This window comes from Peribacillus sp. NPDC097895 (assembly GCF_050277555.1).
Classification (GTDB): domain Bacteria; phylum Bacillota; class Bacilli; order Bacillales; family DSM-1321; genus Peribacillus.
Window position 1 is genome coordinate 760,441 of sequence record NZ_JBNNSH010000001.1, and the last position, 18,031, is coordinate 778,471.

The 18,031-nt window shown below is 43.5% G+C and carries 17 protein-coding genes; 15 read left to right on the forward strand and 2 right to left on the reverse strand.

Features of this window, described 5'->3' with window-relative positions:
• The 10 genes from ACQKMH_RS03555 to yajC form a co-directional block, all read left to right on the forward strand.
• Positions 1 to 2,117: hypothetical protein (locus tag ACQKMH_RS03555; RefSeq protein ID WP_427586106.1), on the forward strand; the 2,117-nt coding region annotated here is incomplete at its 5' end.
• Positions 2,107 to 3,054 carry a phosphotransferase gene (locus tag ACQKMH_RS03560; RefSeq protein ID WP_427586107.1) on the forward strand — a complete coding sequence of 316 codons (948 nt, stop codon included), beginning with the start codon at positions 2,107 to 2,109 and terminating at the stop codon, positions 3,052 to 3,054. The genes ACQKMH_RS03555 and ACQKMH_RS03560, both read left to right, overlap by 11 nt.
• 102 nt (positions 3,055 to 3,156) lie before the next feature.
• Complete coding sequence (locus ACQKMH_RS03565) at positions 3,157 to 3,765, forward strand: YhcN/YlaJ family sporulation lipoprotein (protein WP_427586108.1); 609 nt, start codon at positions 3,157 to 3,159, stop codon at positions 3,763 to 3,765.
• Positions 3,766 to 3,876: 111 nt separating this feature from the next.
• Positions 3,877 to 4,377 (forward strand): BofC C-terminal domain-containing protein, encoded by a 501-nt coding sequence (locus ACQKMH_RS03570; RefSeq protein WP_427586109.1) that lies wholly within the window; start codon positions 3,877 to 3,879, stop codon positions 4,375 to 4,377.
• 363 nt (positions 4,378 to 4,740) lie between these two features.
• Positions 4,741 to 5,355: a Holliday junction branch migration protein RuvA gene (gene ruvA, locus ACQKMH_RS03575; RefSeq protein ID WP_427586110.1), complete on the forward strand. Its 615-nt coding sequence runs from the start codon at positions 4,741 to 4,743 to the stop codon at positions 5,353 to 5,355.
• A gap of 11 nt (positions 5,356 to 5,366) precedes the next feature.
• Complete coding sequence (ruvB, locus tag ACQKMH_RS03580) at positions 5,367 to 6,365, forward strand: Holliday junction branch migration DNA helicase RuvB (protein WP_427586111.1); 999 nt, start codon at positions 5,367 to 5,369, stop codon at positions 6,363 to 6,365.
• A complete protein-coding gene (locus ACQKMH_RS03585; RefSeq protein ID WP_034308809.1) occupies positions 6,362 to 6,568 on the forward strand; it encodes a DUF2905 domain-containing protein in 207 nt (68 codons plus the stop codon). The genes ruvB and ACQKMH_RS03585 overlap by 4 nt, the downstream gene beginning before the upstream one ends.
• A gap of 38 nt (positions 6,569 to 6,606) precedes the next feature.
• Positions 6,607 to 7,635, forward strand: coding sequence for a tRNA preQ1(34) S-adenosylmethionine ribosyltransferase-isomerase QueA (gene queA / locus ACQKMH_RS03590; protein WP_427586112.1), 1,029 nt, complete (start codon positions 6,607 to 6,609; stop codon positions 7,633 to 7,635).
• A gap of 36 nt (positions 7,636 to 7,671) precedes the next feature.
• Positions 7,672 to 8,811 carry a tRNA guanosine(34) transglycosylase Tgt gene (gene tgt, locus ACQKMH_RS03595; protein ID WP_427586113.1) on the forward strand — a complete coding sequence of 380 codons (1,140 nt, stop codon included), beginning with the start codon at positions 7,672 to 7,674 and terminating at the stop codon, positions 8,809 to 8,811.
• Positions 8,812 to 8,852: 41 nt separating this feature from the next.
• A complete protein-coding gene (gene yajC / locus ACQKMH_RS03600) occupies positions 8,853 to 9,137 on the forward strand; it encodes a preprotein translocase subunit YajC (protein ID WP_427586114.1) in 285 nt (94 codons plus the stop codon).
• A gap of 46 nt (positions 9,138 to 9,183) precedes the next feature.
• Here yajC and ACQKMH_RS03605 read toward each other — a convergent pair whose 3' ends face one another.
• Complete coding sequence (locus ACQKMH_RS03605; RefSeq protein ID WP_427586115.1) at positions 9,184 to 9,555, reverse strand: TIGR04086 family membrane protein; 372 nt, start codon at positions 9,553 to 9,555, stop codon at positions 9,184 to 9,186.
• A 168-nt stretch (positions 9,556 to 9,723) separates the two neighbouring features.
• On the opposite strand from ACQKMH_RS03605, the gene ACQKMH_RS03610 reads away from it, so the two are divergent.
• Positions 9,724 to 10,395: a DUF421 domain-containing protein gene (locus tag ACQKMH_RS03610; protein ID WP_427586116.1), complete on the forward strand. Its 672-nt coding sequence runs from the start codon at positions 9,724 to 9,726 to the stop codon at positions 10,393 to 10,395.
• A gap of 41 nt (positions 10,396 to 10,436) precedes the next feature.
• On the opposite strand, the gene spoVB is transcribed toward ACQKMH_RS03610, so the two are convergent.
• Positions 10,437 to 11,999: a stage V sporulation protein B gene (spoVB, locus tag ACQKMH_RS03615; RefSeq protein ID WP_427586117.1), complete on the reverse strand. Its 1,563-nt coding sequence runs from the start codon at positions 11,997 to 11,999 to the stop codon at positions 10,437 to 10,439.
• Between the two features lie 164 nt (positions 12,000 to 12,163).
• Between spoVB and ACQKMH_RS03620 the strand changes: the two genes are divergently transcribed.
• The 4 genes from ACQKMH_RS03620 (at position 12,164) to ACQKMH_RS03635 (ending at position 17,951) form a co-directional block, all read left to right on the forward strand.
• Positions 12,164 to 12,469 (forward strand): post-transcriptional regulator, encoded by a 306-nt coding sequence (locus ACQKMH_RS03620; protein ID WP_427586118.1) that lies wholly within the window; start codon positions 12,164 to 12,166, stop codon positions 12,467 to 12,469.
• A 197-nt stretch (positions 12,470 to 12,666) separates the two neighbouring features.
• Positions 12,667 to 14,928 (forward strand): protein translocase subunit SecDF, encoded by a 2,262-nt coding sequence (secDF, locus tag ACQKMH_RS03625; RefSeq protein WP_427586119.1) that lies wholly within the window; start codon positions 12,667 to 12,669, stop codon positions 14,926 to 14,928.
• A 144-nt stretch (positions 14,929 to 15,072) separates the two neighbouring features.
• Positions 15,073 to 17,448 carry a single-stranded-DNA-specific exonuclease RecJ gene (recJ, locus tag ACQKMH_RS03630; RefSeq protein WP_427586120.1) on the forward strand — a complete coding sequence of 792 codons (2,376 nt, stop codon included), beginning with the start codon at positions 15,073 to 15,075 and terminating at the stop codon, positions 17,446 to 17,448.
• Entirely contained in the window at positions 17,439 to 17,951 is a 513-nt protein-coding gene (locus ACQKMH_RS03635) for an adenine phosphoribosyltransferase (RefSeq protein WP_230155007.1), read from the forward strand. Before recJ ends, ACQKMH_RS03635 begins: the two co-directional genes overlap by 10 nt.
• Positions 17,952 to 18,031: the final 80 nt, after the last annotated feature.

The following is an 18,031-nucleotide window of genomic DNA, read 5'->3' on the forward strand; positions in this document are numbered from 1 at the left end:
AGCAGCCGAAATATCAGCAACCAGTAAAAGAGCAGCCGAAATATCAGCAACCAGTAAAAGAGCAGCCGAAATATCAGCAACCAGTAAAAGAGCAGCCGAAATATCAGCAACCAGTAAAAGAGCAGCCAAAATATCAGCAACCAGTAAAAGAGCAGCCAGTTAAGAAAGAGCAGCCGATCGTAAAGCAAAAGCCAATTATTAAAGAAAAGCAAATAATCGTTCCAAAGGAAGTTCAAGTACCAAAGCCGGTGATTCCGGAAATCGATATCAATAATTATTATATGGTCAACATGACCAATATGAGTGTGCAAAAGCCCCCTGCACCACCACCTTTACCCAAGAAAAAAGAAGAGGCGGCAGTCACTAAGAAGAAGAAAAAGCCGGCTGTTCAGCCAGTTCAGGAATATGAGGAGCCGGTAGATGATTGTATCCCGGTAACGCCAATCCTGCCTGGAAGCGGTTATTGTATTCAGCCGCCACCGTGGGCGCACATGCACATGCACGGGATGCAAGTCCCTTATCAAGGTGTTCCAGGCTATCAGGATGCACAAGGCTATCAAATGATGGACGAAAGCTCTGAATTGTGGGAAGAATCTTTTGATATGCAAACGATGGGTCAAGATTTCGTTCAAGGGGCAAGTATGAATCCATACAGCCAGCAACAATATCCATATCAAGCATCTGCACCGGTCCCGCACCATTTTTATGGGGGGATGAATCAACAACCTCAAGTAGAAGGTTCATACATGCAACAAAATAATGAGTCACCAAACGAATCGCCAGCTTCATACAATTACCAAAACTACCCTCAGCAGTATACACAGCCTGCCGCTGAAGATGAGGAAGATTGCGGCTGTAATAAGGGGTTGCTTGGAACTTATGGCCCGGAAGTGAAGGGGCAGTATCAGAATTCCAATGCACAACCCCAACCTAATTATCATCAATATCCATCCGTACAACCACAACAGAATCATGAACAGAATCCAGGCGAGTATCCAAAAGAGCATCAGATGGGACAACAAATGCAATATGAATTTGAAGAAGAGTCAGGAGAATCAGCTCAACAAATTGAAGGGTTCATGAATATGGGCGGCAGCCAAAATGGAGGTCAGCCAGGCATGATGATGGGCGGCCAAAATGGAGGTCAGCCAGGCATGATGATGGGCGGCCAAAATGGAGGTCAGCCAGGCATGATGATGGGCGGCCAAAATGGAGGTCAGCCGGGCATGATGATGGGCGGTCAAAATGGAGGTCAGCCGGGAATGGCGATGTGGGGCCAAAATGGAGGTCAGCCGGGAATGGCGATGTGGGGCCAAAATGGAGGTCAGCCAGGCATGATGATGGGCGGCCAAAATGGAGGTCAGCCACCAGGCATGATGGGCGGCCAAAATGGAGGTCAACCACCGGGCATGATGATGGGCGGTCAGAATGGAGGTCAGCCACCAGGCATGATGGGCGGCCAAAATGGAGGTCAGCCACCAGGCATGATGATGGGCGGTCAAAATGGAGGTCAGCCACCAGGCATGATGGGCGGTCAAAATGGAGGTCAGCCACCGGGCATGATGATGGGCGGTCAAAATGGAGGCCCACCACCAGGCATGATGATGGGCGGTCAAAATGGAGGTCAACCACCGGGCATGATGATGGGCGGTCAAAATGGAGGTCAACCACCGGGCATGATGATGGGCGGTCAAAATGGAGGTCAGCCACCAGGCATGATGATGGGCGGTCAAAATGGAGGTCAGCCACCGGGCATGATGATGGGCGGCCAAAATGGAGGTCAGCCAGGCATGATGATGGGCGGTCAAAATGGAGGCCCACCACCAGGCATGATGATGGGCGGTCAAAATGGAGGTCAGCCACCGGGCATGATGATGGGCGGTCAAAATGGAGGCCCACCACCAGGCATGATGATGGGCGGCCAAAACGGCGGTCAACCTGGTATGATGCCAGGTCAATTCGGGGGCCAGCCGGGAATGATGCGTGGTCAGCTTGGAGGTCAGCCGGAAGCTATGTTACCTGGACAAATGGGAGGCCAGCCAGGCCAATTCGGGGGCGTTCGTGCGCCTGAAACATTTGGGATACCGACTTATGTAGATGAAAGCGATGACTACTAATTATCAAGGAGACAGTGTTTTTAACACTCGTCTCCTCTCTTATTTAAATCGTAAGCCAAAGAATATACACCATCTTCAAAGCAGTGTCTATTTAATAACTTTTGAAAAGGGTCTCAAATTGACTCTTAAAGGATTCGACAGTTTTGAAAAGTGGGATCGGCAAAGAGAATTGACTTCTTTGTTAAAACAAAAGGGATTTCATCAAACCTATTATATTCATCAGAATTTAATGCCTTTTCAATTTAAAGGGAAATGGTATGGCAGTATGGACTATGTTCCACCGAGTAAGAAAAAATTTAAATATTCCAATCATATGGACCGTTTAGAGGGAATTCAATTACTAGAAAGCTTCCATGATGTCTCGGAACATCTCTCCATTAAAGCGCCTGTTTTCGATCAATCAAAAAAATGGAAAGACCGGTTAGCTTTATTTAAAAAGAACTTTTCATATGTTCGCCAATATGTTTCCGAAGATATTATTAAAGAATGGATTAGATGGGGTGAGTGGTCACTAGAGGGTTTTGAAAAAAATCAGTCTTTATGGAATAAGGAAAAGAAAGTCATCATTCATGGTGATTGTGCACATCATAATTTTTTGCGGAGAGCAGATGGCACTTTGACCTTAATCGATTTTGACTTAATAGCACATGCTCCTAGGTGCATTGATTATTTACAATATGCAAATCGAATATCCCACCATTTAAATGACGCGGCGACGAAGCTGTGGGAAGTGCCGCAACTGAGTAGGTATCAATCAGACTTGGCCTTTTTATATGCATTAACTTATCCAACGGATATTTTCCGTGAATGGAATCGACTTAATAAAAGTTCATCCCAACTTCATTCCGTATGGAAAATGACGGTGGAAGGTTTTCCGGAGCGTATGAAAATGAATGAAAAACTTGCGAAAAAAATTTCCTCCCTCAATAGGAAATAAAAACGGTTTTTGGGCGTAACTTACAGAGTACAATTCCCGTTCGACACCCATGCTAATTATGAGCGAATTATAGCTCATTCTATTGCAATGGGAGGGTTATTGGTGCGGAAAAAAAAATGGACACTTCCGATTTATACGGTTTTTTTAGCTGCCTTCAGTTTGGTTGGATGCGCTAATAATAATACAGCGGAAAACGAGAATATCACGGATGAAACTGGATACCATTCCACTGAAAAAGATGTTTTAGTACGCAACATCAATTATCAGAATATGGTGCAAGGCCTCTATGATAAAGATGATGCGTACAGTGAGCGGGATCGAAACTACCATGGTCATGAAAGTAAACCGCTTAAGGCCAAATCCTCTTATTATAATTCTTATGAAGGCTCTTTAGCCGACCAAGTTAATGGGGTTGCAAATAGCGTGGATCCGGTTATTGATTCAAGGACAATCATTATGAAAAACGAAATGCTGGTTGCATTGTTGCTAGATGACTACAGCCAAGCAAAAGATGTTAAAGAAAAAGTCAAGAAGGAAATCGGACCGCTAACTAATGGCCGGACCCTTTATGTTACCACCGATGAAGGTGTTTATTACAGGACGATGACACTGGATAATAATCTTCGTGATGGTGATACGAGGGAAATGATCATTCAGGATGCCAATGACATGTTCGATAATCTTAACATTCATGAAAATCACTTAAAATAATACCAAGGCTGACCCCGATTCTTGGGGCAGCCGTTTTTGATTTTTTCTGGTTAATAAACCTTATTTGGGGTCAAACTACTTAAAAAGTAAACGCCTTAAGAGGTGAGTATATTGACTAATCAACTAAAAATCCAATTTTTCATGACACTTTTCATTCTGCCCTTTTGCTTAACCGTTTTTGCAGAGGAATCTATGCAAAAGGAAAATGATCCAATTGAAAGGAAGGTCATTCTTCAGCGTATGTATATGGATGGTGAGTTAAGTGAGGAGAAATTGACAGAAACAATTTGGTCGATGGAAGACTTTTGGGCAAAATACCAAGGGTGGAAGGTGGTCGATCAAAATGAAGAACAGATTGTCCTTAAGAAAATCGAAAATGACATATCTCCGCTCTTAAAAGCGAATGGTTACCTCGGAATGAGGGAAGATGGAACGTTATCCATTTTTATTGGAAGGCCTGAGCACGCCAAGATCATCCATACTTTCTACCAAATAGACGTTGGTAAACTTGAAGTATACAAGCAGGAGGAACTGCAAAAAGGAATACCTATCATGAATAAAGACCAATATAAACAGCTCATTAAAGAATATGAACCTTATTCGGTAAACTAGGGTGGGATGATATCCCATCCTTCAGACTGTAGACAAACTCGATAATAATGGAGTTTGCCTACAGTTTTTTTTGAGGGTTGTAAAATTCATACGTTTCTTTCCACTATGCATAAAAACTAAAATAGAATGAGCGATCGTCCACAATTTTGGAGGGTTTGACATTGACCGTTGATTTTCACTGCAGGCACTCGCATTCCCACTGGAGGCTCGCACCTTCCGTTCCAATCCACTTTGTTTTATGGATGATAGTAACACCAGGAAATCTTGTGAAAGACTTTGCTGATTATAAAATAACTTTTAATGAACAACCCTCCCTTTTTATGATAAAATGAGAGGTACAGCAAAATCAGGGAGAGAATTAATTTGTATGATTATATAAAAGGCAAGGTCGATTATATTGGACCTGAATACATAGTTGTGGAAAATGGGGGGATCGGGTATCAAGTGATGGCGCCGAATCCTTTTATTTTTTCCGCTCAATACCAGAAAGAAATCCAAGTTTTTTTGTATCATTATGTTCGTGAGGATATGGCCGCATTATACGGATTTCAGACTCGTCAAGAAAAGGCGTTATTCACAAAATTATTGAATGTAACCGGAATCGGGCCGAAGGGTGCTCTAGCCATATTGGCATCAGGCCAGGTTGATCAGGTGGTGCAGGCAATCGAAAATGAAGATGAATCGTTTTTGGTGAAATTCCCGGGAGTCGGAAAGAAAACGGCACGGCAAATGATTCTTGATTTAAAAGGGAAACTTGAGAATATTATTCCGGATGCGTTCCCAAGCTTGTTTAACGAAGGCGTCACGGCTGCACTCAGTCCAAATGGTTATACGGAGGAATTGGATGAAGCCATTCTTGCCTTGAAGGCTCTTGGTTATTCTGAAAAGGAAATCCAAAAGGTTGCCAAGAAATTGCAGGCTGAAGATATGACGACCGAGCAATATATTAAGAAAGCATTGCAAATGATGTTAAGATAAGGAGTGGCGCAATGGAGGAGAGACTATTCAATCAGGAAGCCGATTTGAACGAACTATCCTTTGAACAAAGCCTGCGGCCGCAAAACTTAAAGCAATATATAGGACAGGATAAAGTGAAAGCCAATTTGAGTGTATACATCGAAGCGGCAAGGATGCGGGAAGAAACGCTGGATCATGTTCTTTTATATGGACCACCTGGTCTAGGGAAGACAACACTTGCTGTCATCATCGCCAACGAAATGGGTGTCAATATCCGCACGACTTCTGGACCCGCCATTGAGCGGCCTGGAGATCTGGCGGCCATTTTGAGTGCGCTTGAACCAGGAGATGTGTTATTCATTGATGAGATACACCGTCTGCCGCGTGTTGTCGAAGAAGTATTATATCCGGCTATGGAGGACTTTTGTCTTGATATTGTAGTGGGTAAGGGGCCGGAAGCTCGTTCGATCAGAATTGACCTGCCACCGTTCACTCTTGTTGGGGCGACGACTCGTGCTGGCTCACTGTCTGCACCGCTAAGGGACCGATTTGGCGTTTTGAGCCGTCTTGAATATTATACAGAACATCATTTGACTGATATCATCATCCGTACCGGAAGAATCATGGATACGGAAATGGATGATCAAGCAGCGAGTGAGCTTGCCAGAAGGTCAAGGGGCACCCCAAGAATTGCGAATCGGCTTTTACGGAGAGTCAGGGATTTCGCCCAAGTGCGCGGAGATGGTACGATAACGGCTGAACTTGCCGATTATGCACTTGAATTAATGCAGGTTGACCGTTTAGGACTCGATCATATTGACCATAAATTACTTAAAGGGATCATTGAAAAATTCCGTGGTGGACCAGTTGGTCTGGAAACGATTGCTGCAACCATCGGCGAAGAAGCACATACGATTGAAGATGTGTATGAGCCATATCTGTTACAGGTCGGCTTTCTTCAGCGGACCCCAAGAGGGCGGATGGCAACGCAGCTGGTATACGAGCATTTCGATTTGGAGATGCCAGAATGATGAATATACCTAAAATGGTCATGATACTTGGCGTGATTATATTCGTGATTGGTTTTGCGATGAAATATATTCATCTCGGCAGGCTGCCGGGAGATATTTTTCTCAAAAAGGGGAATACGACGTTTTACTTTCCTATCGTGACATCAATCATCGTCAGTGTTGTGTTGTCCGCTATTTTTTATTTGATCGGCCGTTTTAAATAATCATTACAGCATGATAGACACGTTAGGAAGTGGAACAGATGAAATTGGATATGTTTGATTTTCATTTACCGGAGGAATTGATTGCCCAAGTTCCTCTTGAAGATAGGGAAGCAAGTAGATTGATGGTGTTGGACAAAGAAACGGGTAAGCTCCAGCATGACGTATTCAGTCATATCACGGAATATGTCAAACCCGGGGATTGTTTGGTGCTGAATGATACGAAAGTGCTGCCGGCGCGACTATACGGCAGTAAAGAAGAAACAGGTGCAAAAATAGAAGTTTTGCTTCTTAAACAAGAGCACGATGATGTATGGGAAACACTTGTGAAGCCAGCCAAACGAATTAAAGAAGGCTCGACAATCATCTTTGGCGATGGTAAGCTGAGTGCCGTCTGTACAGGTGTACTTGAGCATGGCGGCCGAATCCTTGAATTTCACTATGAAGGTATTTTTTATGAAATATTAGAGAAACTTGGCGAAATGCCGTTACCTCCATATATCAAGGAACAGCTTGACGACCAGGACCGTTATCAAACGGTATATGCGCGTGAACGTGGATCTGCAGCGGCACCAACCGCAGGACTGCACTTTACGGATCATTTGCTTGAGAAACTTAAAGGGATGGGTGTCCATATCGCTTTCATCACGCTTCATGTTGGACTTGGTACATTCCGTCCAGTCAGTGTGGACGATATTGACAGCCACGAAATGCATTCGGAATTTTATCAAATGACGGAAGGCACAGCTAGATTACTGAATGAAGTGAAAGAAAAAGGCGGGAAAATCATCACGGTCGGAACTACGTCCACAAGGACATTGGAAACGATTGCGTCCCGTCATGATGGAGTTTTCAAGGAAGAGAATGGCTGGACGAGCATCTTCATTTATCCTGGTTATGAGTTCAAAGGGATCGATGCGATGATTACGAACTTCCATTTACCGAAGTCAACTTTAATCATGCTTATTTCTGCACTTGCAGGCAGGGAGCATGTCCTTCATGCCTATGAAACGGCAGTGGAAGAAAAATACAGGTTCTTTAGTTTTGGCGATGCGATGTTAATTAAGTAATATAAGAGTGATAAGCTCTTGAAGGGAGTTATTGCGTTGACTGCAATACGATATGAGTTAATCAAAACATGTAAACAGACAGGGGCTCGGTTAGGCCGGGTTCACACGCCGCATGGTTCTTTTGAAACGCCGGCATTTATGCCGGTTGGAACGATGGCTACTGTCAAAACGATGTCCCCGGAAGATTTGAAACAAATGGGGGCAGGCATCATCCTGAGCAATACGTACCACTTATGGCTGCGTCCGGGGCATGAAATCATCAAGGAAGCTGGCGGATTGCATAAGTTCATGAACTGGGATCGGCCGATTTTGACGGACTCCGGCGGCTTTCAAGTCTTCAGTTTGAGCGAGTTCCGCAAAATTGAAGAAGAGGGCGTACATTTCAGAAACCATCTGAATGGTGATAAATTATTTTTATCTCCGGAAAAAGCGATGGAAATACAAAATGCACTTGGCTCGGATATTATGATGGCATTCGATGAATGTCCGCCATTTCCGGCAACTGAAGAGTATATGAAGAAGTCGGTTGAACGGACATCACGCTGGGCTGAACGCTGTTTAAATGCCCATGAGCGTCCAAATGACCAAGGGTTGTTCGGGATCGTTCAAGGCGGGGAGTTTGAAAACCTTCGTAAACAAAGTGCAAAAGACCTTGTTTCCCTTGATTTTCCGGGTTATGCTATTGGAGGACTATCCGTTGGGGAACCGAAAGATATCATGAACCGCGTCCTTGAGTTTACAAGTCCGCTATTGCCAACCAACAAACCGCGTTACCTGATGGGGGTCGGTTCTCCGGACTCATTGATCGACGGTGCAATCCGCGGTGTCGATATGTTTGACTGTGTACTGCCGACACGTATTGCGCGTAATGGTACATTGATGACGAGCAATGGGCGGCTGGTTGTGAAAAATGCGAAGTATGCACGCGATTTCGGGCCAATCGATGAAAATTGCGATTGCCATGTTTGCAAGAATTATAGCCGCGCATATATCCGCCATTTGATTAAATGTGAAGAAACCTTTGGGATACGTCTTACGACTTATCATAACCTTCATTTTCTGTTAAACTTGATGGAACAGGTCAGACAAGCTATTCGAGAAGATCGTCTTGGAGACTTTAGGGAAGAGTTTTTTGAGCAATATGGTTTCAATGAACCAAATGCGAGAAACTTCTAATTCCATAAATATTTTAATGAACGAAAGGAGTGAATATAAAAATGGGTTCTTTAACACAAATACTTCCGTTGATCTTAATGTTCGTATTGTTCTATTTCTTATTGATCCGCCCGCAGCAAAAACGTGCAAAGGCTACGCAAAGCATGCAAAGCAGTTTGAAAAAGGGCGATAAGATTGCTACTATAGGCGGCATGCACGGAACAATCGATGCAATTGATGAATTGCAAATCGTCGTTAAGTCACCAGACGGTACAAGACTGACATTCGACCGTGCTGCAATCCGTGAAATTACGGAAAGCGCACCAAATAAAGAAGTATCTTTATAAGACAAACGAAAACCGGGCCATATGCCCGGTTTTTTGCTGTGTTTTTTTAATTGGTGCGTGACTCAGAACTCATATTGACCCCAAGCACGCCACCCATCATGGCCGTTATGACAAAACAGCCATAATAGATCCATTGCTTGATGGTGAATAGTGCATCATGACCCAAATATTGAAAAAGGAACACGACCAACAGATAAAGCAAACCAGTACTTCCGCCTAAAAATAGTCCTTGCTTTTTCCCTTTACCTCCTGAAATGAAACCACCAATGAACAACGATAAGAAGGACACGATCATGATGACGTATGTCAGGGATGATTCCGTCAGTGTAGTAAAACGAAGAAGAATGGAAACGATCAAGCTTGCAATCATCGCTATGGCAAAGATGGAGCCAACGCCATAAATTACGGCGACACTCATTTTTTTAGTTTCGATGGGTATTCCTCCTTTTTAAAAGGCTGTTACGTTTAGCCTGTTTATGTGTTTGTACAAGCATATTCCTCGTATGGAACCTTTAGACCAGGTTTAAGAAGCTTCGGTGAAATTCGGAAAGATTATTGAGTAATTTTTCAATTCCCAAGCCATGCTATGGATGAAGGAAGTGTAATTGACTTGGATATCTATCTTGGTATTGTTTTTAGAACGACGGTAATCTATCTAGTCATCTGGTTTCTTTTTCGAATGATGGGGAAGCGGGAAGTAGGGGAACTAAGCGTCCTTGATTTAGTGGTATCTATCATGATAGGGGATATTGCCGTGCTATCCTTTGAAGATTTGGAAAAACCGTTTGTCCGACAGACTATCCCAATGTTTGTCCTCGCGTTACTCCAAATTACATTGGCATTCATCGCTTTGAAAAGTGTCAGGTTTCGCTATTTCATGGACGGTAAGCCGCAGATCATCATCAATCAGGGGAAAATAGATGAAAAAGCGATGCGCAGACAACGATATAATTTTGATGACTTATTGACCCAACTTCGTGAACAAGGTATTAATGATTTAAACCTTGTTAAATTTGCCATCCTTGAAACTTCAGGTAAGCTCTCGGTGATAGAAAATAAGCAAGAAGAAAAGTCGGAAAGTGTAGAAATACCCTTTCCTCTGATAGTCGACGGCGAGATACAGGAAGAGAATCTTGAGAAAATTGGAAAAAATCATTTTTGGCTTATGCATCAGTTAAAAAAGCAAGGGGAAACAAAGGTCAAAGAGATTTCGATTTGCAGCTACATAGATGGCGAATTTTACATCGACAAAAAATGAAACGAAGAAATGACCGAAGCCGTTAAATGCTTCGGTTCATTTTATTTCCAAGCAAACTTTGATAAAACCCCGCCCACAAAAGGAATCCGGATCAGATCCGCCTTTTTTATGCCGCCGGTCATGAGCATGAAAAATGTGAACAACAGAATCACGACGGTCACGGAAATCAGCAGTCGTGCCCCAAGAGGCTGTGATGAGAGCGGGACTTGATAAAGATAAAAACCGCCCCAGCCAGAGATCAAAGCAAGGACTAAAGCTGACATATAACTGCGGAAATGAAGCGTGAAAGGAACGACCTTTAGCACGGTTGAAAAATGCAGAAAGGTAACGAGCATCGTACCGACAGCTATTCCGATCGCGGCACCCATGATCCCGAAACTTTCCTTTGATGCCAGCAGCCAGATTACGCCGATTTTAAGGATGTTGCCAGCAAGACTGTTGAACATGGCGGCTTTTGCAAGGTCCAGTGCTTGTAACATGGACTGAAGCGGGTATTGAAAATAATAAAGGATAAAAAAAGGTGCCAGGAATTTAATGAAAACGGCAGCGTGTGAAGAGCCATACATGACCTGTAAAATCGGTTCGGCAAAGATGAACAATATGACGATAGCTAAACAGCCAGTGATAAACGTGATTTTCAGGGCCTGCTGCAGCCGATGTTCAACGAGTAAAAAATTTCCGGTCGTCCGGGCTTCACTCACTGCCGGGACAAGCGCCGTCGCCAACGATGACGTAACGAAAGAGGGAAGCATGAGCAATGGCAGTGCATACCCTGTTAACTCCCCGTATTGACTCGTGGCTGCTGCGGCTGTGACTCCGGCAATAGCCAAACTCTGAGCGACCACTATCGGTTCGAAAAACCACGAGATGGATCCTATCATCCTGCTCCCAGTAGAAGGCAGGGCGATCCCCATCAATTCAGTGAACGTTCCTTTTCCGGATTTCACATTCTTGAAGAAACCTTTCCGGAACTTAAAATGTTTCTTTAGTTTAAAGCTGGTCAATAGGTAGATGAGAGATACAAGCTCACCGATGATTGAAGCTAACATCGCCCCGGCTGCTGCATATTCAATTCCATATGGCAAAAAGGCCTTCGTCAGGACGGCTATGAAGGTGATTCGCGCCACCTGTTCGATGACTTGTGAGAAAGCGAAGGGCTTCATATTTTGCTTGCCTTGGAAATATCCGCGAAGTACGGATGAAATGGCGATGATCGGCACGATCGGGGCAATCGCCATGAGCGGCCATAATGTCCGCTCATCAGTGAAAAGGTATTCTGAGAGAACCGGCGCAAAAACCAGCATCGCGGGAGTGAAAATCATCGATAGAGTAAAGGTGCAGGCCAAAGAGACAACAAGGATTTTCTTAATTTTCCGTTCATCACCTCTGGCATTGGCCTCAGCTACGTATTTGGATATGGCGATGGGCAGGCCCAACTGGGTAATGTTGACGACGAGAAATAGGGTCGGTAAAGCCATCATATATAAACCAACGCCTTCTTCGCCGATGAAGCGGGCGATGACAATGCGGTTAATGAACCCAAGAACCCTCGTAATCAGGCTTGCGATTAATAAAATCAGCGTCCCTTTTAAAAATTTGGACATTGTACTCCCTCCCTGCCTTCTCAAAAAAGCGGTTATGCTATACAATTATCTATATGCTTGTACTCGGACAAAGCATGACAAAAGTGTTTGAATGCGTTCTAACAAATGATCGAGCCCTTACATGAAAATGCACAAGAGAATCATTTTTACTGGAGGCAAAAGTGATGGCGAAAAAGAATCATCCCTATCAAAGGTACTATATTAAGGTACGTCCATTTTTGAAGAGCAAGCGTGAGGAATTCCAAATGGTCGGATTGAATGCCGTTACAGAGGAAGACATATGGGGAACATTAACCAAAAATAAATGGAAGCGTCCGCAGGAAAACATTCACCTTCACGAACTTGTCGCAGATATCCTGACTTTTTCGAGCAACCAGTTCATGACCTTCCAAATGGTCGAAGCATATAAATCACCTAACCTATTTGAGCCGCTTTCCGAAGAGGAACTGAAAGAACTTTTGAAAGAATAACACAAAGATATACTTAAATTGACAGCTGTTTATAAATGACTCATAATAGATATGGTTATGCTTTTTTTTGGAAAAAAGCATGGGAAGCTGTGTCTATTTTCTTGAAAAAGCGAATGGATGCAGGTATTTTTTAAACAAAAAATGTTGTTTTTTTAACTTCAGGAACAGGCGTATTATAGAAAGGGGCCTACTACATAATGGTAAAAAGAAGCAGGATCGTTGCGTTTTTTCTAATCGCACTTTTGATTTTCGCAGCGATGGGAACGACTTCAAAAGGAATCCTTAAGGATATCAAGCTTGGTCTTGATCTTCAAGGCGGTTTTGAAGTGTTATATGAAGTAAAACCGTTATCCGGGGAAAAAATCACACCGGAAGTTTTAAGGGCTACAGTAAGCTCACTTGAGCGGCGTGTCAATGTTTTGGGTGTTAGTGAACCTAACATTCAAATTGAAGGGAAAGACCGGATCCGCGTTCAACTGGCTGGTGTTAAAGACCAAAACAACGCTCGGGAAATCCTTTCGACACAAGCTAAGTTATCCTTCCGTGATTACAACGATAAGGAAATGATGACGGGTGCTGACCTGAAAGAAGGCGGCTCGAAACAAACGTTCCAGGATAATAAACCGGTTGTTGAAGTCACATTGAAAGATGTGAATAAATTTAAAGATATCACGCAAAAAATATCCTCGATGGAAAGTCCGACAAATGTACTTGCAATCTGGCTGGACTTCGAAGAAGGAAAAGATTCCATTAAGAACAAAGCCTCACAAGACAATATGATATCCGCTCCATATGTCAGTGAAGTTTTCAATACGAATAAGGTATACATCACAGGACAGTTTACGGTGGAAGAAGCAAAAGAGCTTGCAGACCTTCTCGATGCTGGTGCCCTGCCAGTCGATTTGAAGGAAAAATACTCTACTTCAGTAGGAGCGCAATTTGGTGAAGGTGCACTGAACGATACGATTTTTGCCGGCATCATCGGAATTGCACTCATTTTCATCTTCATGCTTGTGTATTACCGCTTTCCGGGATTCATTGCAGTCGTCACTTTAAGCATATACATTTTCTTGACGCTATTAGTGTTTGATTGGATGAATGCGGTCCTTACGCTGCCTGGTATTGCGGCATTGGTACTAGGGGTCGGGATGGCTGTCGACGCCAATATCATAACCTACGAGCGAATCAGGGATGAATTGAAACTCGGTAGATCTGTTAAAGCGGCTTATAAAGAAGGTACGAAAAATTCACTTTCTACAATTACGGATGCGAACTTAACGACCTTACTAGCTGCGGCCGTTCTGTTCTATTATGGAACTAGCTCGGTTAAAGGGTTTGCCACCACTTTGATTATTTCGATTTTAATGAGTTTCATAACAGCCGTCTATGGTACACGCCTTTTCATGAGCCTATGGGTGAATAGCGGGTTCCTTGACAAACGTACAACATGGTTTGGCGTGAAGAAGAAATACATTCACGATTTATCCGAGAAAATTAATTTAATGTCATTGCCAACACGCTTTGATAAAATCGATTTCGTCAAACATCGGAAAGTCTTTTATGGCATTTCAATCGGTGTCACCATTATCGGGATCATTTTCCTGTTGGTCTTCAGATTGAACCTTGGAATTGATTTCACGAGCGGTACCCGCATTGAGATCGCTTCTAAAGATGCCTTAACGACCCAACAAGTCAAAACCGAAATGGGCAAGGCCGGTATTGACATAGATGATATTAAGGATGTCAGACTTGCTGGAAAAGATGATAAAAATGCTGTCGTTCGTACAGTGGGTGTCCTTGATAAACAGGAAATCGCTGTGTTGAAGGACCATTTCAAGAACGATTACGGGGCAGAACCGAATGTCAGCACCGTTTCGCCGACAGTCGGAAAAGAACTTGCAAAAAATGCCATGTTTGCGTTAGCGATTGCATCCATCGGTATCATTTTGTATGTATCGATACGATTTGAATGGCGAATGGCTGTACCCGCCGTCGTTGCGCTAATACATGATGCTTTCTTCATCATTACGATTTTTAGCTTACTTCGGCTCGAAGTGGACATCACCTTCATTGCTGCGGTTCTGACGATCGTCGGTTATTCCATCAATGATACGATCGTTACTTTTGACCGAATTCGTGAAAATTTACGTTTCAGTCGTAAGGTCAAAACTGTCCAAGAGCTTGAAGACATTGTAAACATTAGTATCAGGCAAACTTTGACGAGATCAATCAACACGGTCCTGACCGTCCTTGTTACGGTAATCGCATTGACGATCTTCGGTAGTGAGGCTATCCGAAACTTCTCCATTGCCTTGTTCATCGGATTAATATGTGGCGTGTATTCATCACTATTGATCGCTTCACAATTCTGGCTTGATTTGAAAATCAGGGAATTGAAGAAGAAAGGACCGCTAAATACGGCAAAAGAAAAGAAACAAAGTCTTGAAGGACAAGTTTAATAGGTGAGAGGGGGCTGGCATGATGCCAGCCTTCTTTTCTTTTTTATGGACAAGCAAATGTAAATCACAGCATTTTCTGAGTTTAAAATAAAATTGAAACCGGAATCACCGTTTTGTATAATAAGTAAGTTGAGGGGTGAATTCATGTTAAAGCCAAAAACCCGGTGGAACTTACGAACTGCCGATGAAAACAAAGTTGCTGTACTAGCTGAAGAGCTTCATATCACACCTTTGGTTGCAGCCCTACTTGTGAATCGAGGCCTGGATACGATTGAAAGTGCCCGATCATTTTTATTTGTAAAAAATCAAACTTTCCATGATCCATTTTTATTGAAAGATATGGATAAAGCAGTATATAGAATAAGAGAAGCCATTCAAAATGGAGAAAAAATAAGGATATTCGGTGATTATGACGCGGATGGCGTGACATCGACCACTGTGATGATGACGGCGCTCATGAGATTAGGGGCCGAAGTGGATTTTTATATCCCAAATCGCTTTACAGAGGGATATGGCCCGAATCCGATGGCGTTCCGACTTGCAGCTGAGCAAGGAGTGAAGGTATTAATAACGGTTGATACTGGAATTTCGGCGGTCGAAGAAGCGAAACTTGCCGGAGAGCTTGGCATGGACTATATTTTGACCGATCACCATGAACCGGGACCGGAACTGCCCGAGGCACTGGCAATCATCCATCCTAAACTTGAGGATAGTTCCTACCCATTTAAAGACCTTGCCGGTGTAGGGGTCGCTTTTAAGCTGGCACACGCATTGCTTGGGGAACTACCAGAGGATTTGCTTGAAATAGCGGCAATCGGTACCATTGCGGATTTAGTGCCATTAAAAGGGGAAAACCGCCTCATTGCTGCGAAGGGAATCGAGCAGTTACGTTTGACTCGTCGCCCGGGACTGGTTGCCTTAATGAAAGTGGCGAATGTTCAGCAGGAAGCATTGAATGAAGAATCGATAGGCTTTGCGATGGCACCGCGGATCAATGCTGTCGGGCGCCTTGGAGATGCCGATCCCGCTGTCGATTTATTGATGTCCACCAGCCTCGAAGAAGCGATGGAACTCGCCAATGAAATCAATGATATTAATAAAGAGCGGCAGGAAATGGTTGCAGCAATGGCAGCGGAAGCGATTGCTGAAGTCGAGGAAAACTTCCCGCCGGAGTCAAATGGTGTCCTCATCATCGGGAGGGAAGGCTGGAACGCAGGAGTTGTGGGTATTGTGGCATCTAAACTTGTTGAACGCTTTTACCGGCCCACAATCGTATTGAGCTTTGACCGGGAAAAGGGGTACGCTAAAGGTTCTGCACGGAGCATTGCCGGTTTCGATCTTTTCGAAAGTCTTTCCACCTGCCGTGAATTACTGCCGCATTTTGGCGGACATCCAATGGCTGCTGGAATGACATTGAAAATTGAAGATGTTCAGGAGCTTAGGGACCGCATGAACTTGATTGCGAGGGAACAACTTAGCGAAGAAGACTTCACACCCATTACCAATTTGGACGGGTCTACGACTTTAGCTGAAGTTTCCATTCAAACGATTCAGGAGATGAGCTTGCTGGCGCCATTTGGGGTGACGAATCCCAAACCGAAGATCTTGATAGATTCGGTACAACTTTCAAGTGTCCGCAAAATTGGTGCCAACCAAAATCACTTGAAGGTCCAGCTTGAAGATGGTGAAAATCATAAACTTGATGGTGTAGGCTTCGGTCTCGGTCATTTTGTCGATGAAATAGCTCCGCACGCTGAAGTCTCGGTGATCGGAGAGCTTTCTATCAATGAGTGGAATAATATGAAAAAACCTCAGATCTTTGTCCAGGATGTCGCGGTAAACCATTGGCAGTTATTCGATTACCGCGGGAAAGGTCAAACTGAGAAGTGGCTTGCCGACATTCCTGCACAAAACCGGAAAATCGTCATTTTCTCGGAAGGTATTTATAGCAGGTATCCATTTTTACAAAACCATCCAGATCTCGTTCATATCAAGAATGAACTGGATGCAGAACAGCTCGACTGCTTCGAAGGTCATTTGGTATTTATGGACATGCCGCCGTCCAGGGAATATTTGAAACGGGTGATTGCCAATAAGAACCCTTCGCGTATCTACGCTCACCTTTCCCATGAACAGGACCATTTCCTAAGTACGATGCCAACGAGGGATCATTTTAAATGGTTTTATGCCTTCCTTGCGAAAAAGGGTCCGCTAGATGTGAAAAGATATGGTGATGACCTAGCCAAATACCGCGGCTGGTCAAGAGATACAGTGGATTTCATTTCAAAGGTGTTTTTTGAGCTTGATTTTGTTACAATAGAGAATGGGTTAATTATGCTCACAACCAATGCGAAAAAACGCGATCTTAGTGAATCTGAATCGTATACAAGAAAGAAAGAGCAATTTGAGCTTGAACAAGAGCTTGTTTATTCTTCCTATCAGCAATTATTCGATTGGTTCAATCATTATTTAGTTCATGAGGCAACAGACCTTGAGGAGGAAACAAAGCAATGGATTTAAAGCAATATGTAACAATTGTGCAAGACTGGCCAAAACCGGGTATTGTCTTCAAAGATATTACAACATTAATGGATAACGGCGCAGCTTATAAATACGCAACAGACCAAATCGTCGAGTACGCTCGTGATAAAAATATCGACTTGGTGGTCGGGCCGGAAGCACGCGGATTCATTATCGGATGTCCAGTCGCATACTCATTGGAAGTGGGCTTTGCGCCAGTGAGAAAAGAAGGAAAACTTCCACGTGAAACGATAAAAGTCGAATATGGATTAGAATATGGCAAGGATGTATTGACCATCCATAAAGATGCCATCAAACCTGGACAGCGTATCCTGATTACGGACGATTTACTTGCTACCGGGGGAACAATCGAAGCGACGATCAAATTGGTTGAAGAGCTTGGCGGAATAGTGGCCGGGATTGCATTCCTTATTGAATTAACTGACTTGGATGGTAAAGATAAATTAGAAGGCTATGATGTATTGACATTAATGAGCTTTTAATAAAGAGAGCACTCTGACCAGGGTGCTCTTTCTGTTTTACCCGATTTCACTGTATTTTGTCGAATTTCCAGTGAAAAAAA

Excerpts from the sequence above, each read along its gene's own strand:
- ACQKMH_RS03620 (WP_427586118.1), top strand. The coding sequence starts at position 12,164 with ATGGCGAAAAAGAATCATCCCTATCAAAGGTACTATATTAAGGTACGT.
- ACQKMH_RS03605 (WP_427586115.1), bottom strand. The coding sequence starts at position 9,555 with ATGAGTGTCGCCGTAATTTATGGCGTTGGCTCCATCTTTGCCATAGCG.
- ruvB (WP_427586111.1), top strand. The coding sequence starts at position 5,367 with ATGGAGGAGAGACTATTCAATCAGGAAGCCGATTTGAACGAACTATCC.
- ACQKMH_RS03560 (WP_427586107.1), top strand. The coding sequence starts at position 2,107 with ATGACTACTAATTATCAAGGAGACAGTGTTTTTAACACTCGTCTCCTC.
- secDF (WP_427586119.1), top strand. The coding sequence starts at position 12,667 with ATGGTAAAAAGAAGCAGGATCGTTGCGTTTTTTCTAATCGCACTTTTG.
- queA (WP_427586112.1), top strand. The coding sequence starts at position 6,607 with ATGAAATTGGATATGTTTGATTTTCATTTACCGGAGGAATTGATTGCC.
- yajC (WP_427586114.1), top strand. The coding sequence starts at position 8,853 with ATGGGTTCTTTAACACAAATACTTCCGTTGATCTTAATGTTCGTATTG.
- recJ (WP_427586120.1), top strand. The coding sequence starts at position 15,073 with ATGTTAAAGCCAAAAACCCGGTGGAACTTACGAACTGCCGATGAAAAC.
- ACQKMH_RS03635 (WP_230155007.1), top strand. The coding sequence starts at position 17,439 with ATGGATTTAAAGCAATATGTAACAATTGTGCAAGACTGGCCAAAACCG.
- ACQKMH_RS03610 (WP_427586116.1), top strand. The coding sequence starts at position 9,724 with ATGGATGAAGGAAGTGTAATTGACTTGGATATCTATCTTGGTATTGTT.
- ACQKMH_RS03585 (WP_034308809.1), top strand. The coding sequence starts at position 6,362 with ATGATGAATATACCTAAAATGGTCATGATACTTGGCGTGATTATATTC.
- spoVB (WP_427586117.1), bottom strand. The coding sequence starts at position 11,999 with ATGTCCAAATTTTTAAAAGGGACGCTGATTTTATTAATCGCAAGCCTG.